Annotated in this window: 14 protein-coding genes; 4 read left to right on the top strand and 10 right to left on the bottom strand. The window is 64.6% G+C overall.

What is annotated here, in order from left to right:
• Positions 1 to 34: 34 nt before the first annotated feature.
• The 6 genes from ACVILH_RS31170 to ACVILH_RS31195 all read right to left on the bottom strand — a co-directional run bounded on the left by ACVILH_RS31170 (position 35) and on the right by ACVILH_RS31195 (position 6,700).
• Positions 35 to 997 carry a TauD/TfdA family dioxygenase gene (locus ACVILH_RS31170; RefSeq protein WP_456716317.1) on the bottom strand — a complete coding sequence of 321 codons (963 nt, stop codon included), beginning with the start codon at positions 995 to 997 and terminating at the stop codon, positions 35 to 37.
• Between the two features lie 85 nt (positions 998 to 1,082).
• Positions 1,083 to 1,769 carry a thioesterase II family protein gene (locus tag ACVILH_RS31175; RefSeq protein ID WP_456716318.1) on the bottom strand — a complete coding sequence of 229 codons (687 nt, stop codon included), beginning with the start codon at positions 1,767 to 1,769 and terminating at the stop codon, positions 1,083 to 1,085.
• Between the two features lie 59 nt (positions 1,770 to 1,828).
• Entirely contained in the window at positions 1,829 to 2,062 is a 234-nt protein-coding gene (locus tag ACVILH_RS31180; RefSeq protein WP_456716319.1) for an MbtH family protein, read from the bottom strand.
• A 332-nt stretch (positions 2,063 to 2,394) separates the two neighbouring features.
• Entirely contained in the window at positions 2,395 to 4,710 is a 2,316-nt protein-coding gene (locus ACVILH_RS31185; RefSeq protein ID WP_456716320.1) for a TonB-dependent receptor, read from the bottom strand.
• Between the two features lie 590 nt (positions 4,711 to 5,300).
• Positions 5,301 to 5,561 (bottom strand): hypothetical protein, encoded by a 261-nt coding sequence (locus ACVILH_RS31190; protein WP_456716321.1) that lies wholly within the window; start codon positions 5,559 to 5,561, stop codon positions 5,301 to 5,303.
• An 8-nt stretch (positions 5,562 to 5,569) separates the two neighbouring features.
• Complete coding sequence (locus tag ACVILH_RS31195; protein ID WP_456716322.1) at positions 5,570 to 6,700, bottom strand: PepSY-associated TM helix domain-containing protein; 1,131 nt, start codon at positions 6,698 to 6,700, stop codon at positions 5,570 to 5,572.
• A gap of 551 nt (positions 6,701 to 7,251) precedes the next feature.
• Here ACVILH_RS31195 and ACVILH_RS31200 point away from each other — a divergent pair.
• The gene (locus ACVILH_RS31200) at positions 7,252 to 7,473 is read left to right on the top strand and encodes a hypothetical protein (RefSeq protein ID WP_456716323.1); all 222 of its coding nucleotides are present in this window, start codon (positions 7,252 to 7,254) and stop codon (positions 7,471 to 7,473) included.
• Between the two features lie 11 nt (positions 7,474 to 7,484).
• On the top strand, positions 7,485 to 7,889 hold the full coding sequence (locus ACVILH_RS31205) for a hypothetical protein (RefSeq protein ID WP_456716324.1): 405 nt from the start codon (positions 7,485 to 7,487) through the stop codon (positions 7,887 to 7,889).
• Between the two features lie 570 nt (positions 7,890 to 8,459).
• On the opposite strand, the gene ACVILH_RS31210 is transcribed toward ACVILH_RS31205, so the two are convergent.
• Both ACVILH_RS31210 and ACVILH_RS31215 read right to left on the bottom strand, forming a co-directional pair.
• Positions 8,460 to 9,206: a Crp/Fnr family transcriptional regulator gene (locus ACVILH_RS31210; RefSeq protein WP_456716325.1), complete on the bottom strand. Its 747-nt coding sequence runs from the start codon at positions 9,204 to 9,206 to the stop codon at positions 8,460 to 8,462.
• Positions 9,203 to 12,367: a CheR family methyltransferase gene (locus ACVILH_RS31215; RefSeq protein WP_456716326.1), complete on the bottom strand. Its 3,165-nt coding sequence runs from the start codon at positions 12,365 to 12,367 to the stop codon at positions 9,203 to 9,205. Before ACVILH_RS31215 ends, ACVILH_RS31210 begins: the two co-directional genes overlap by 4 nt.
• A gap of 187 nt (positions 12,368 to 12,554) precedes the next feature.
• Here ACVILH_RS31215 and ACVILH_RS31220 point away from each other — a divergent pair, with 187 nt between their 5' ends.
• Positions 12,555 to 12,773 carry a hypothetical protein gene (locus ACVILH_RS31220; RefSeq protein WP_035647623.1) on the top strand — a complete coding sequence of 73 codons (219 nt, stop codon included), beginning with the start codon at positions 12,555 to 12,557 and terminating at the stop codon, positions 12,771 to 12,773.
• 59 nt (positions 12,774 to 12,832) lie between these two features.
• Here ACVILH_RS31220 and ACVILH_RS31225 read toward each other — a convergent pair whose 3' ends face one another.
• Complete coding sequence (locus tag ACVILH_RS31225) at positions 12,833 to 13,123, bottom strand: hypothetical protein (protein ID WP_456716327.1); 291 nt, start codon at positions 13,121 to 13,123, stop codon at positions 12,833 to 12,835.
• Between the two features lie 21 nt (positions 13,124 to 13,144).
• A complete protein-coding gene (locus tag ACVILH_RS31230; protein ID WP_456716328.1) occupies positions 13,145 to 14,146 on the bottom strand; it encodes a chemotaxis protein CheB in 1,002 nt (333 codons plus the stop codon).
• A 112-nt stretch (positions 14,147 to 14,258) separates the two neighbouring features.
• On the opposite strand from ACVILH_RS31230, the gene ACVILH_RS31235 reads away from it, so the two are divergent.
• Positions 14,259 to 14,660, top strand: coding sequence for a response regulator (locus tag ACVILH_RS31235; protein WP_456716329.1), 402 nt, complete (start codon positions 14,259 to 14,261; stop codon positions 14,658 to 14,660).
• Positions 14,661 to 14,674 lie beyond the last annotated feature (14 nt).

Genomic DNA, 14,674 nt, shown 5'->3' on the forward strand with positions numbered 1-14,674 from the left:
CAGCGTGGGTTCGGTCAGCAGGCGCGGCGGCGGCTCATTGCAGCCGGTGAGCCTGCGCCATCGCGACGATCACGCGGCGCGGTCCCTTGAACGGCTCGCGCGCGTGCGCCGTCAGCATGTTGTCCAACATCACGACGTCGCCCGTCTGCCAGGGGAAGATGATCTTGTGCCGGTCCAGCACGCCGCGCACCGCGGCGAGCGTCGCATCCTCGATCGGCGAGCCGTCGCCGTAATAGGCATTGCGCGGCAGCTCCAAGGGATCACCGACGATGTCGAGCAGGCTGTCGCGCACCTCCGGTGCGAGGCTCGAGACATGGAACAGATGCGCCTGGTTGAACCACACGACATCCCCGGTCACCGGATGGACCGCGGTACCCTGGCAGACCTGCCGGGTGCGCAGCTCATCGCCGTCCTTCCATTCGCAGGTGATCGCATGAGAGGCGCAATAGGCCTCGACATCCGCCTTGGATTCGGTGCCGAACACCTGCCGCCAGTCGACATCGAGGCCGCTGCCATAGTTGCGGACATACATGACGCCCTTCTCGGCAAAGCGGCTGCGGATCGCATCGGGCATGTCGCGGTAGATCAGCCGGCTGTCGGCGATCGGCGTCTCGCCGCCCTGTTGCGCCGCCTGCTGGCAGTAGAACCAGATCTTCATCGGCCAGTCGCGCGTATAGGCCTGCTCATTGTGCAGCGGAATGCTCTGGTGCGGCGGATATTCCGTGGACGTGTAAACGCCGGAGCTGACCTGCGTGCGCGGTGTCGAGCCGAACTCATAGGTGAGCAGCGGATCACCGAAGCTTGCGGCGAAGCTCCTGAATCCCTCCGCCCCCTCGAGATGGAAATCGCGGAACAGGATCCCGCCGCTCGCATACAGCTGGCGCTGGATCATGTCGCGCAGCTCGCTGACGACATCCGTCAGAGGCTGCTGCTTACGGCTGGCCCGCAGAAGGAAAGGAAGCGCCTCTTGATCTATTTTAGGTTGCATCATAAACATGATTCCTCCTCACTTCCTTCCCAATCAGCATCAGCTCGTCTTCAAGATTCCAGCCCAGGCCGCACGCTTGCTCGGCACGCGCGCCTCACCCTGCTCCGGCGGCCGCGAGCCGCGGAGATCCCTCTCGCGCCAGCAGCGCGGTGATGCGGCTCAACAGCTCGGCTTGCTGCGCGTGAATGAAGAAATGGTCGCCGGGCAGCATGTCGAGCCCGAAGCCCGCCGATGTCTCCTCGCGCCAGGCCTCGAGCGCCTCATGGCGCGTCTCGTCGCTGTCGCCGCCGAACACATGGACCGGACAAGGCAATGGCGGCCGTTGCCGATGGACGTAGTTGCCGCACAGCAGGAAGTCGGCCCGCAGGATCGGCAAGGCGTGGCCCATGATCTCCGCGCTCTGCAAGGCCTCCCGAGGCGTTCCCTTCAACCTCGTCAGCTCGTCGCGAAGCGCGTCATCGCCGAGCGGCTCCCGCCAACGGCTGCCATCGCGCATCGCCGGCGCCTCGGTGCCCGAGACCAGAAGCATCTGCGGCGCTTGAACGCTGCGCGCAAGCAATCCGTGCGCAACCTCGAAGGCGAGCAAGCCACCGAGACTATGTCCGAACAGCACGTAAGGCATTGTCGATCGCTCGCCGGCCAGCTCGGCCGCAAGCCGCTCCGCCAAGGCGGCGGGATCCGTCTGCAACGGCTCATCCATGCGCATGCCGCGACCAGGCAGCTCCAGGGGGACGACGTCGATCCAGGCCGGAAGACCTCGGCGCCAGCGCGCATAGATCATTGCGCTGCCTCCCGCATAGGGCAAACAGATCAGCCGCATCGCGACCAGCCTCTCTTGCTTCAGGACTGCGCTGCCGGCGCCTGAGAATTCTCTTGCATGAATTTGCGCAGCGAGAGCGGCCGCATGTCGGTCCACACCTGCTCGATATGGTCAAGACATTCCTTCTTGCTGCCGGTGACGCCGACAGCGGTCCAGCCGTTCGGGATGTCCTTGAACGTCGGCCAGATCGAGTATTGCTCTTCATGATTCACGACGACGGTGAAGGTGACGTCGTCTCTGTCGAAGACCATCATGTCCGGCTACTCCTACTAACAAGCGATGGCGATGAACCAGGGGTAATGCAGTTGAGAATGACAGTCAAAAGGATACCGCCATTCAAAGTTTTTAATCTCTCCAAGGTGACGTCTCGGTGACGATTCAACATCAGCGTGCATGCGCATTCGACGAATGAGTACGCACGTCAATGACGATTCGATCGAACATCAAGCGACCTACTCCTGCACACGAACTACAATTTTATTGAGACGCCTTCGGTGAAAATTGCGATCAACTAATCGTTCAAAAAGCAGCGGCCGCCGCGCATCTTCTCGCGGCGGCCTCATGGTCGGGTTTTCTGTGTCGCGCGTCAGAAGTTGAACGTCGTCGACACCAGATAGGTTCGCGGCGCGCCCAGCGTGATCACGCCGCTATAGGCGGACGCCCAATACGCCTTGTTGAACACGTTCTCGACGCTGCCACGAACGACAATCGGCTTTCCGTTCCAGGGCGATTTGAACGTGTAGCGCGCGCCGAGATCGACCCGCGTCCAGTCGGGCAGAGACAGCGTATTGGCTGCATTGACGTATTGCGCGCCTGTGTAGACAACGCGTCCCGTGAGCGTGAGATCGCGTACGAACGGCGTATCCCATTCGGCGCCGAGATTGACGGTCAGCTCAGGGACGCCGATCGCGCGCTTGCCGTCGGTCGCCGCGCTCGCGGTCCGCTCCTGCACGCCGTGAATATAGGCCATGCCGCCCAGCAGGCGGAACGCCGGCGTGACCTCGCCGAACACGTTGAACTCCGCACCGGTGTTACGCTGAATGCCGTTCATGACCTGCGTGAGCGACGTGCCCGAGCTCGTCGTGATGACGCTCGGCCGTGAAATGTCGAATGCGCTGAGCGTGGTCGTGATGCGGCCGAAATCGACCTTGATGCCGGTCTCGACCTGCTTGGTCTGGCCCATCGGAAACACCTGCCCGCTATTGGTGTAGCCGGTGGCAACAACCGTCGGCGTCTGCAGGCCCTCGATGTAGTTGGCATAGAGCGAAACGTACTCGACCGGCTTGACGACGAGCGCATAGGCCGGAGTCCAGACTGACTGATCCTCGAATGGCCTGCTCCCCGCCGCCGAGAGATAATTCGTCACCTCCGTGCCGGCGGTCTGCCGGCGGACGCCGACGGTCAGCTGAATCCGCTTGTTCAGGATCGACATCGTGTCGGAGGCGCCGATGCTCCAGAGATCCGCACCCACCTGCTGATTGCCTTGAAGCGTCGAAAAGCCCGGCAGCGCGACGTTGGTCGGCTCGTTGTAGAGGCTCCAGGTTGCGCTCTTGCCGACAACCAGCAGCTGGGTATAGGTGCGATCGGTGATCGAGTAGCCGACATTGATGGCATGATTGATCGGCCCCGTGTCGGCAGTCATCCGCAGGCCGGCCTCGCCCGCGAACGTCTTGTAGGTTTCGCTTGCCGATCCCGGCGTGCCCGACAACAAGCCGGCATTGCTCGCAAGCGTCGGCGACGGATAGCGGTAATTGATGTTGCTGTCGTGATAGCCGAATCCGGCATAGGCGGTGATGCGGTCATTGAGATCGACCTCGCCCTTCACAGTCGAGAAGAAATCGGTCGGCGCATAATAAGCCCACGGCACCTGGAAATTGGTGCCGGCCGCGGGCGGCGCGGGAATGCTCGTCACCGCCGGCCCGACGCCGAAGAAGCGCAGTGGCGGGTTGAGCTGATCGGCCTGGTAGCCGACATCCGCGTCGACGCGGACATTCTCGCCATGGTAGTCGACCGCGAGGTGCGCATTGCCGAACTCGTCGTGCTGACGATTCCAGGCCGTGTCGCCATTCGCATAGGTGCTGTTCAGACGAACGCCCCATTCCTTGCGCTCGCCGTAGCGGCGGCTGACATCGATCTGCTCGCCGAACTGGGATTTCGAGGCGTAGGTGGTCGTCAGCTGCGTGATGTCCTCGAATGGTGCATGCTTGGTGACAAGGTTGACGCTGCCGCCGACCGCACCGCCGCTCGACGCGCCCGTGCCGCCGACCGTCATGCCGTTGAGCAGCGCGGCAGGCCCCTTGAGCAGCTCGACGCGCTCGATGAAGTTCGCGCCGGTGGAGTAATATGGCGCGATCCCGGCGAGGCCGTTCAGGCCGTAGTCGCCGCTGTCATAGTAGAAGCCGCGGATGAACAGGCTGTCGGCGCCGCCGCCTGCCGCCTGCACCGTCCGCACGGAGGGATCGTTGATCAGCACGTCGCGGATGGTGCGGGCCTGCTGGTTCTGGATCAGCTGCGAGGTGAAGCTCGTCTGGTTGAACGGCGTGTCCATCACGCCGCGATTGCCGAGCAGGCCGAGGCCGCCGCCGGTTGCGACCTGGCCGCCGGCATAGGGCGACGGCGGCGCGCCGATGGTGCCGGTCGAGGGCGTCACATAGGGCACCGGAGCCCTGGGAGGCAGGTTGCGCGCGGCGACACGGCGCTGCGCGTTGCGTGTGGTCGTGGCCTGGGTGCGCTGCGTGGCCTGCCGGGTCTTCGGCTTGGGTGCATCGACGGTCACGTCGGGAAGCTTCGTCTGCGCGGAGGCCGGCTGAACGCCACCGATCCCCAGAGTGAGCGCCAACGAGCTCACGAGCCCCCACGACATCGTCAACCTGAAATCTTTATGCTTCGCACGACAAACCATTCCGACACCCCAATCATTCCAAGTTCCAACTTGGTTCGTCGGCGCTCCTAACACACAGGTATTTGAGGATGGCGTCCTGCCGCGTAGAACTCGTCTAACGAGCGACACGACTGTTCGCGAAGGCGATTCAAGGGATTGTTGTTACAGCGGGATTTTCTTCGCTGATGCTTCTTCGAAGATTTCCAAAGAAGCGCAGGATGAGACGACGACGATGCAAATCTCGTCGTCCGACTCGACGCGACCGAGATCTCATCGTTCAACTCTCGGTCAGGCCAGACCTTCTTGAACAATTTTAACTCATCAGTCTACAAATTTTTGCTGCGATGTTGCTGCACGCGCGCCGCAGACGGGACGAATCATGCTCGCACTTGTGACGAGAGGTGCACGCACCGCGTGTCCGCTCGCGTCACGCACCGCTGCTCGCAGGCGAGCAGCGGCATCGCTTGCACACGAGAGCAAGCATCATCTGTGATCGATGGCTGGATGAAGCGACGCACGCGATCGAACGCCGATACGCTCGCATGGCGCGAGGACCGCAGCACAATTCCGAGAAGGCAGATGCCCGTCTTCGACGGGCGACGCGCGAGCGCTCAGCGCGCGGCGTCGCTTACGTCGGCGTGACGGTCGTCAGCGCCGGGCTTCACGCGACGAGTCCATCGCGTGCCATAGATCAGCGACAGCAGCACCGGCACCGACAGCCCGAGCCAGCACAGGCCGTCCCACAGGCCTTCGCCGAACAGGCCGAAGGCGAGGCCGGCCGCGGCGACGAGGCCGATCAGCAGCGGCGCCCGAAACACCTGCCAGATCGAGAGCTGCGGCAGGCGCGCCGCCGATGTCGCGGACGAACTCATGGGGACACTCATGGCGACAGCGCGGCGGCGGCCGCCTGCGCGGGCACGCCGGCGGTCCTGCGCCTGCTGCCCCATCGCTTGGCCACCCAGAGATAGAGGCCGCTGCACAGCACGATGATGGTGATGATGTCGAGCAGAGCCCAGATGATCTTCAACGGCAGCCCGCCATAATCGCCGAAATGCAGCGGCCGCGACACTTGCAGCGCCCGAAGATACCAGGCCAATTCCGGCGCCACCATCTTCGTGCTGTCCTGCGCATCGACCAGCACCGGCGAGAACATGCGCGCGGTGAACGGCGTCTTGCCCTTGGTCCAGACGATGACGTGCTGCGGGCTGCCGAACCGCGTGGTCGTCGGCATCGTCACCGATGCGACCTGGCGATCCGGATGAGCGGTGCGCACCGCATCGACCGCGGCCTCGACCGACTTCGCTTCGGCGAGCGGCTTGCCCTGATAGGGCGCGAGCAGCGCCGGCATCGTCTGAGCGCGCCAGAGCTCGGACAGCGGCACCGCGAGCGTGTTGATGGTGCCGGTGATCCCCACCGCGAGCGTCCAGCTCACGGTGACGATGCCGAGCAGATTATGCAGGTCGAGCCATTTGAGCCGCGCCGAGCGGTTCCTCACCGTCCCGAATTGCAGCCGGCGCATGAAAGGCCAATAGACCACGACGCCGGAGACGATCGATGCCGCGAACACGAGCCCCATCAGGCCGAGAAAGAGCTCGCCGGCGAGACCCGTGAACATGTCGCGGTGAATGCGCAGGATGACATCCATCACGTCCTGATGCGGCGCCTCCTCGCCGAGCACGGCGGCGGTGCGGGCATCGACCGTCACGCGATGCAACTGTCCCGGCACCGGGATGACGGTCGGCGACAGCGCGACGACCACGAGCGGCTCAGCCGCCTTTAGGGAGACGAACAGCACGTGCTGCTCCGGCAGCTGCTGCCTGGCCGCGGCGATCAGGCGATCGAGCGGCAGAAGGGGCGTATCCGCCGGCATCGCAGGCGCTGCGATCTCGTCCTCGATAAGATGATTGATCTCGTCATGGAAGATCAGCGGCAGTCCCGTCAGACACAGCATCAGCATGAAGATCATGCTGATCAGCGATGTCCATGTGTGCACCTGAACCCAAACCCGCATTGCGCTCGAACCCACCTTGCGTCATCACCTGCCGAAGCGCGCCCCGCCGCGCGCCAGATCGTCTGCCTTCGAAAACAAATCCAGAAACAAACAGACAACGATCGCAGGGTGCACGAGTGCGGCTTGAAAAGCAGACCTGCTCCGGCGTGTCAGAGATCGGTCCGGACGTTGCAACGACAGGGAATGTTGGCCACTCAAATCAATCGAGAGCCGGCATCATGCTGATCGTCCGGCGCTGATCAAATGATTTCGGCTCCGCATCCGCTGGAATCCCTTTAAGGTAGCGCACCAAATATGGCCTGCTCCTATCCACGGCGGTGCGTGAGCTGAGCGCTGCGATGGTCGCAGCGGGGCAACATTCAGGCTGTCGCCGCCAGGCGTCGATGCGACAATGACGAAAGCGCGGCCGGCCGCTGCCAAGATGCGCATCCGCACCGGCACCATGGCCAGGCCGCCAAGCCTGTTCGCGCTGATTCACACAGGAACCCTTGCCCACGGCGACTGTTGCGGTCCCAGACGTCCGACAGCTCACAGCCGAAAGGGAGGCTCTCATGGCAGTCCAGATCGTGATGGATCGAACAGGCGACAGCCGCTACGCGTTCGATCCGGCAAGCGCGGCGCAGGTGGCGGAGGCCGAGCGGCGCTTCCGGCAGTTGACCGGACGCGGCTTCACGGCGACCGCGCGCCTCGCGCCGGGACGTGTGGAGATCATCCGTTCATTCGATCCGCGCGTGGAGGAATGCGTGTTCTTCCCGCGGCTCGTGGGCGGCTAGCACGACCGGTCATGTTCGGCGTTCTCAGATCGGAGCAGCGTGCCCTGCGGCGCCGGCGCGCGGTGCGGACCCTGTACAACCAGCACCGGGTCCACCGCACGCCGGCCGGCCGCGCGCGGCGTCTGCTGCAACAATGGCTGACGCCCATGCAATGGAAACAGTTCTGCTCGCGCGGCTATTTCGATGTCGTCGGCTCGCATAGCGGCCATCGCTATCGCATCTTCAACGGCACGGCGATGAATGTCTGCCTGCTCGACGAGCGCGGCCGGGTCCGCCGCGGTGTCTGCTTCGTGCCGATCGGCGACCTGCCCGCCGGCGACGTCATGCTGGCGCAGAAGCTCGCGCTCGAGCTGTGCGAGGACAGCGCGATGATGGTCGCGCGGGAGTTCATCCCGCGCGCGATGTCTTGGAATTGAGGGCCTGTCCAGCCCTCGGTAAAAAGATTTTGCTTTCCTTTTTTCCGAATTCATGCTTATCTACGCTCGTCCCGCCTCGCCATGAGGGGCGCATCGCGATCGTCACGACGCGCGGGGTGGGATGCGGTGGGTGCGAGGGTCTCGCAGCGTGGCCTCAGGCCATGCGGACGAACGAGGCCGCGCGCCGGCGAAGTCGCATGGTCCTGGTCTCCCGACGCTGAGGCCAAGCGGATGGTCATGATGAGCCGTCCGTGACGGGGGCAAGACAGCCCGGTCCCCGGGGAGAGTGCGTATAAGCCGCCCAACCATCGCGCGGGGAATGCCGGGATGCCTCGGCTGAACCTGTGGTGACTGCCGCCTGCTTTCTTTTCTGCAGGCGGGCCATGGGTGCGGCCAGCGCCCGGCATTCCCCGTGCCCTCATGATCCCGAGGGCGGACATCTCCGATCAACTCGGGCGCTCCCTGGCGCTGCGAGCCGGTGACGCGCATGCCGAGACTTCGAGCCACGCCAGACGCAAGCGTCAGCGACCGACGACCACAACGTCGCCTGGTCCGACGCGCCACGCGCCATCAGTCGGAGGATGCGTAATGCAGGTAATCGGGCTCGAACAGCGCCGCGTCCATCAGCGCCTGAAAATCCGGCACGGTCAGCGTGCGGTCGCGCAGCACGATGAGGCCGGCGGAGCGCAGCTCCTGCAGGGTGCGGTTGACATGAACCACCGACAGCCCGGTGGCGTCGGCGAGATCCATCTGGGTGATCGGAAACGCGCAGCTGTCACCGTCGACGAGCCCCACCGCCCGCAGCCGCGTCATCACCTCGCACAGCAGATGCGCCACGCGCTCATAGGCGTCGCGGCGGCCGAGGTTCAAGGTCCATTCGCGCTGGATCGCAGCGTTGGAGAGCGTCTCGCACCAGAACGCTTCGGCCAGCTTGCGGTCGCAGGCGATCAGGCTCTCGAAGCGCTCGCGGTCGAGCTCGGCATAGCTGACCGGCGTCAGCGCCGCGATCGAATGATCGAGCCGCTTCACGAGATAAATCTGCGCATCGCAGGTGTCGCCGGGCAGGACAAGGTTGACGATCTGCCGGCGGCCATCTTCCAGCGCCTTGTAGCGCACGGCCCAGCCGGTCAGCACCATGCGGATGCTGGCCGCGGCGTCGCCTTCGCTTGCCAGCTCCTGCCCGGCAGAGGCCACCATGACATGGCCGCGCACGGCCTGTTCGAGCTTTGCCGCCGCCTCGTCGGAGATCGCGCGGAACGCGCGCAGCCGGCGAAGCACGACATCCGCCGTGGACGCGCTGATGCCTCGGCCACTCATCGCTGTGATGTCGCGGGGCTCTGGACGAAACTGCGGCTGAGCGGAAGGATGATCTGGAATTGCAGGCCCGCTGGATTGAACGACAATTGCGTCTTGCCCTTCAGCTCGAAAGCCAACGTCCGTTCCAGGATTTCGCTGCCAAAGCCTTTTCGTTTCGACGGCTTCACCTCAGGTCCTCCTCTCTCGCGCCATTCGAACACCAGCTCATTGGGATCGACGCTCTCGTCGATGTGCCAGCTGATATCGACGCGCCCGGCCGGCTGGCTCAGCGCGCCGTATTTCACCGCATTGGTCGCCAGCTCATGAATCGCGAGCGACAGGGTCTCGGCCGCCTTGGGCTGCAGCCGCATCGACGGGCCGGAGATGCGCACCTGCTCGCCCTCCCGCGCCTTGTAGGCCATCAGCTCGTCGGCCAGGAGATATTCGAGATCGACCCCCGCCTCCGGATCGCGCGTCACCGCCGCCTGGGTGCGCGCCAGCGCCCCGAGCCGGCCGTCGAGATGGGCGGCATATTCATCGACCGTGGAGCTGGTCTGCGCCGATCGCCGCGCGATCGAGCGGACCACGCCCAGCGTGTTGCGCACTCGATGCTGCAATTCGGCCAGCAGCAGGCGCTGGCGCTCCTCGGCGCGGGTGATCGCGGTCACGTCGATGAAGGTCATCACCACGCCGGCGATGAAGTTGTCGACGCTGCGATAGGGCAGCATGCGCACGATGTATCGGGTGCCGCTGTCGGGTGCCGTCAGCTCGCGCTCTGCGCTCGCCAGCGTGCGCAGCACCCGGCGGATGTCCTCGTAGAGCTCCTCGATCGGGATCTTGGCCTTGATATGCGCGATCGGGCGGCCGACATCGGTCTCCACCAGATGCAGCACCTGGGTGATCGCGGGCGTAAAGTTCATCACCCGGAGATCGTTGTCCACGAACACGGTCGCGATCTGCGTGCTTTCGAGGAAATTCTTCAGATCGCTGGTGGCGCGCGTCAGCTCCTGGACGCGATGGGCGAGCTCGCCATTGACCGTGGTGAGCTCCTCATTGACCGATTGCAGCTCCTCGCGCGAGGTCTCGAGCTCCTCATTGGCGGATTGCAGCTCCTCGTTCAGCGACTGATATTCCTCATTGGAGGATTTGAGCTCCTCGTTGGTGCTCTCGAGCTCCTCGATCGTCGCCTGCAGCCGCTCGCGCGTGGCCCGCAGCTCGCTTTCGAGCCGCTCGACATGCTCGCTGCGCACCAGCGCGCTGTTGCCGCTCGGCAGCGCGGTGGACGGACGCAGCGGGCCATCCTTGAACAGCACGACGAAGTTGCGGTGGCCGTCGGCCCCGTCCTCGACCGGCTCGACGGTGATGTCGACGCCGACCGTATGGCCGTTGACACCGAGCATCACCTGGTCGGCATGCACGATCTGGTTGGAGTCGCGCGCATGGCCGAGCGCCGTGCGCAATTCGAGCCTGAGGTCCCGATGCACAAGGCTGAGCAGATCCAAGGTCGCAGCACCCGCGGTCGGCTCGATGAAGCGGCCGGTGCGGCCGGAGAAGTGCAGGATCTGGAAGTTGCCGTCGGTGATGACATAGGCGGGCGCATAGCGCTCGGCGATGCGCTGCGCCTTGCGCTCGAGCCCGACATCGGCGTTGGCCGTCCGGATCGTCGGCATCTCGACGGTCGCGCGCCCCGCAGCCGTGCTGATCGGAAATTCCGGCGGCAGCCGCGAGCCGCTGTCGAGCTTGCGGAAGATGCGCGCACGGCGGTCGACCGGCGCGAACAGCTTTGGATGCCGCGTCACGTTCTCCGAATTGCCGAGGAACAGAAAGCGGCCCGGCAGCAGCGCGAAGTGGAACAGCGGGATGACGCGGTTCTGCAACTCGGCGTTCAGATAGATCAGCAGATTGCGGCACGATACCAAATCAAGCTTGGAGAACGGCGCATCCTTGATGACGTTGTGCTGGGAGAAGATGCACATCTCGCGCAGCTCCTTGACCACGCAATAGGTGTCCCCCTCGCGCACGAACCAGCGCGCCAGCCGCTCCGGCGTGATGTTGGCCTCGATGTCGGTGCGGTAGCGGCCGACCCGCGCCGCGGCAAGCGCCCGGCCATCGATGTCGGTGGCGAAGATCTGCAACGTGGGCGGTGCGTCGAGCTTGGCGGCATGCTCGCGCAGCAGGATGGCGATCGAATAGGCCTCCTCGCCGGTCGCACAGCCCAGCACCCAGACCCTGATCTGCTGCCCGCTCTGCTTGCCGGCGAAGATCTGCGGAATGACGTCCTGCTCCAGCACCTCGAACTCCCGCTTGTCGCGGAAGAACTCGGTCACGCCGATCAGGAGGTCGTTGAACAGGTGCTGCACCTCGTCCTTGTCGTTGCGGAGGAAATCGACATAGGCCGCGATGTCGCTGATCTGCACCACCTGCATGCGGCGCTGGACGCGGCGCAGGAAGGTGTTCTGCTTGTAGCCGTGAAAATCGTTGCCGGTCTTGTTGCGCAGGATGTCGGCGATGCGGCCGAGCGAGGCGGCGGCCGCGGCAAGCACCTCGTCGAAGCCCTGGCGCTCCTCGAGCCGGCGCAGGTGACGGGCGTAGACCTGGATGTGGTCCGCAATGTCCTCGGCCGGCAGCACGAAATCCGCGATCGCGGCGGCCCGGCTGCTGTCCTGCAGCTCCTCTTCCCCCTCGTCCGCGAGGCGCTCGGCGAGCGCGAGCCCGCCGTGATCCTTCAGCACGGCGACGCCGAGCGTGCCGTCACCGCCGGTGCCGGCCAGGATGACGCCGATCGCCTGCTCCGCGCGCTCCTCGGCGAGCGACACCAGGAGGCTGTCGATGGTGGCGCGCTCGCCGGGCGCCTGCGGGCTTTGCCGCAGGAGGACGCGGTTGTCTTGCAAGGTCGCGATCATGTTCGCCGGGCAGAGATAGATCGACTCACCTTCGAGCTCGGCGCCATCCTCGAGATCCCGCAGGCGGACGCTCTCGAGCGGTTGCAGCACCTCGCGGAGCCAGCCTTCGTCGAGCGCTTCGCGATGCTGCAGCACCAGCACCATGGCGAGATCCTGATCGAGCGCGGCCTTGGACAGGAACCGGGCGAGGCTCGCCGTATTGCCGGTCGAGGCGCCCACACCGATCACCAGCGGCCGCCGCTTCTTGTCGCCAGATTGAGACACGCCCTCGGTCGTCATACCCTGTCGCAAATCAAATCCGCCTCAGCCAAAAACAGAAAGAAACTAGCCGATCCGTCCTGCAAACAAAATAGCCGCAGGACCCCGCCAACGCAGCAAGAAAGCATGCTTTCCGCCGACGAATCCGGCCCGCGCGGCTTGATCTGCCGCAACATCGATGGTGCCGGTTTCCTCTACCCGTTGAGCCATGACCGAGCCACTCAGCCTACCGATTCTGCAAATGCAGCTGGACCGTTTGGTTCCCGGCCAGGGCCTGCATCTGGCGACAGCGGATGTCGAGCGGATGTTCGGCTACAACGATGTCGCGACCGGGCGCATCAGGAACTTCGCGGACGGGCATGGCTGCATGTTCGCCTGGTGTGCGACGGGCGTGCAGTTCGTGAAGCTGCCCCGCCGCGACGGCTGACGCATCGCCACCGGCGCTCGCAGGTCCGGCGCGCGCAGGCCGCCCGGCGGCCCTGCGTGTCAGGATTTCAGCTCGCGCTGCTGGCGGAGGCGCAGATAGGCCAGCCGTTGCTGAATGAGCGCACGATGCCGCTCCCACTCCGCCAGGTTCTCGCGTATCAGCACCGCGAGCCGCTCAGCGTCTTGCTTTGTCCTGTGGCCAACCGAGCTGGCGCAAGGCTGGCCCATGTCGGCGACCAGCCGCTCCTGGTTGCGCAGCCGCGTCTGCCCCTTCAGAATGTCCGCGGCGGCCTTGCGCAGCTGGATCTCCTCGGCGCGGATCTCGGCCGCAATGGTCTCGGCCGAAAACATCGGGGCATCGCTCCCCATCTCTCACCCCCCTGTTGCCGGCAGATCGAGCGACTTGAGCACAACCTGCCTGATCAGATCGGCATACCGCCGATACTCGACGCATCGGTCGTCGTACATCTCGGCAATCGCGGTGCGGCCGCTGGCGCGCGCATCCTCAGCCATCCGGTGCACCAGCTCGGCGCGCTCCTCGATGATGCGCAGCGCCACCCGCATCGCCTCGTCGACCCTGCTCTCCTGCTCCCTGGCCAGCACGTCGGCCGTGAAGGCATGTCCCACCTGGCAGCGGAACCGGAGTGGCTTGTCGACCGTCAGGTGAGACAGCACGCCGCCGCAGCTCGGACAGGTCAAGGCAGATGGCGTGCTGATTGCGCCGATTGTCTCGGTGTCGACCCGCTCGCCGGCCGCGATCTCCACCTCCAGGCGGATGTCCGGCGGCGCCGACCCGGCCGCGGCAGCCTGCGCCTTGGTCAGTCCCGCGAGCACGTCACCAATCTCCGCGCCCGGCAGGCAGTAGTCGACGGAACTGGTTTCGAGCGCACGCCGCGGCATCTCATCAGCAAGCGCATCCGTCGGCGCCTGCACCATCGCGACCCCACCGCAGCGCTTAATGGCGTTGAGACCGGACGCACCGTCTGATAGAAGACCACTTAGGATAATACCGATGACCCTGGGCCCATAATGCAGCGCAGCAGATCGGAACAGGGGATCGATTGCCGGACGAACCATGTTCTCGCGTGGGCCGCGGCCGAGCATGATCTCGCCATTCACCACCAGCAGGTGATGGTCGGGCGCCGCGAGATACACCGTTCCGTTTTCGATCGGCATCCCATCCATGGCGTGCTTGACCGGAAGCCGGCCGGCGGCGTGGACGACCGTCGACAGGATGCCGATTCCGCGTGCGGGAATGTGTAGCACGACAAACACCGCGGCGGGGATATCAGGCGGCAGCCGCCCGAGAATCTCCTTCAGCGGTGCGGTTGCTCCCGATGAGCCGCCGATGACGATGATGTCTCGGTTGAACAAGATCCGATCCCTTTCGTGCGCCGGCAGGCGAACATTGGTTATTTCTCACCGTTGCGCGACAAGGTATTTGTCCAACAGTCGTTCCTATCAGTCATTCGCATAGGAGAACTTCATGCATCATGGCTCGGCCATTCCGCGTACGTCCTCACAACTATTTGCCGGACGATCGATCCTGATTGTCGAGGACGAGTATTTCCTGGCCGATGATCTCGCCGACGAGTTCCGGCGCCGCGGCGCCGAGGTGATCGGCCCGATGTGTGATATCGACGAGGCGCAGGCGCTGCTGCGGTCCGGGCAGTCGTTCGATGCCGCCCTGCTCGACATCAATGTCCGCAGCGAGATGATCTTCCCGGTGGCGCGCATCCTGCGCGAGCGCAACATTCCATTCGTCTTTACGACTGGGTATGACAAGGCGTCCATACGGCCCGAATTCGCCGACGTTCCGCATTGGGAAAAGCCGATCGATATTTCCTCAGTAGCCGACTTTCTTGCGGCGAGGCTGCGCGAGCATTGATATCTCCGCTCGAC

Source organism: Bradyrhizobium sp. USDA 4353, from assembly GCF_054063215.1.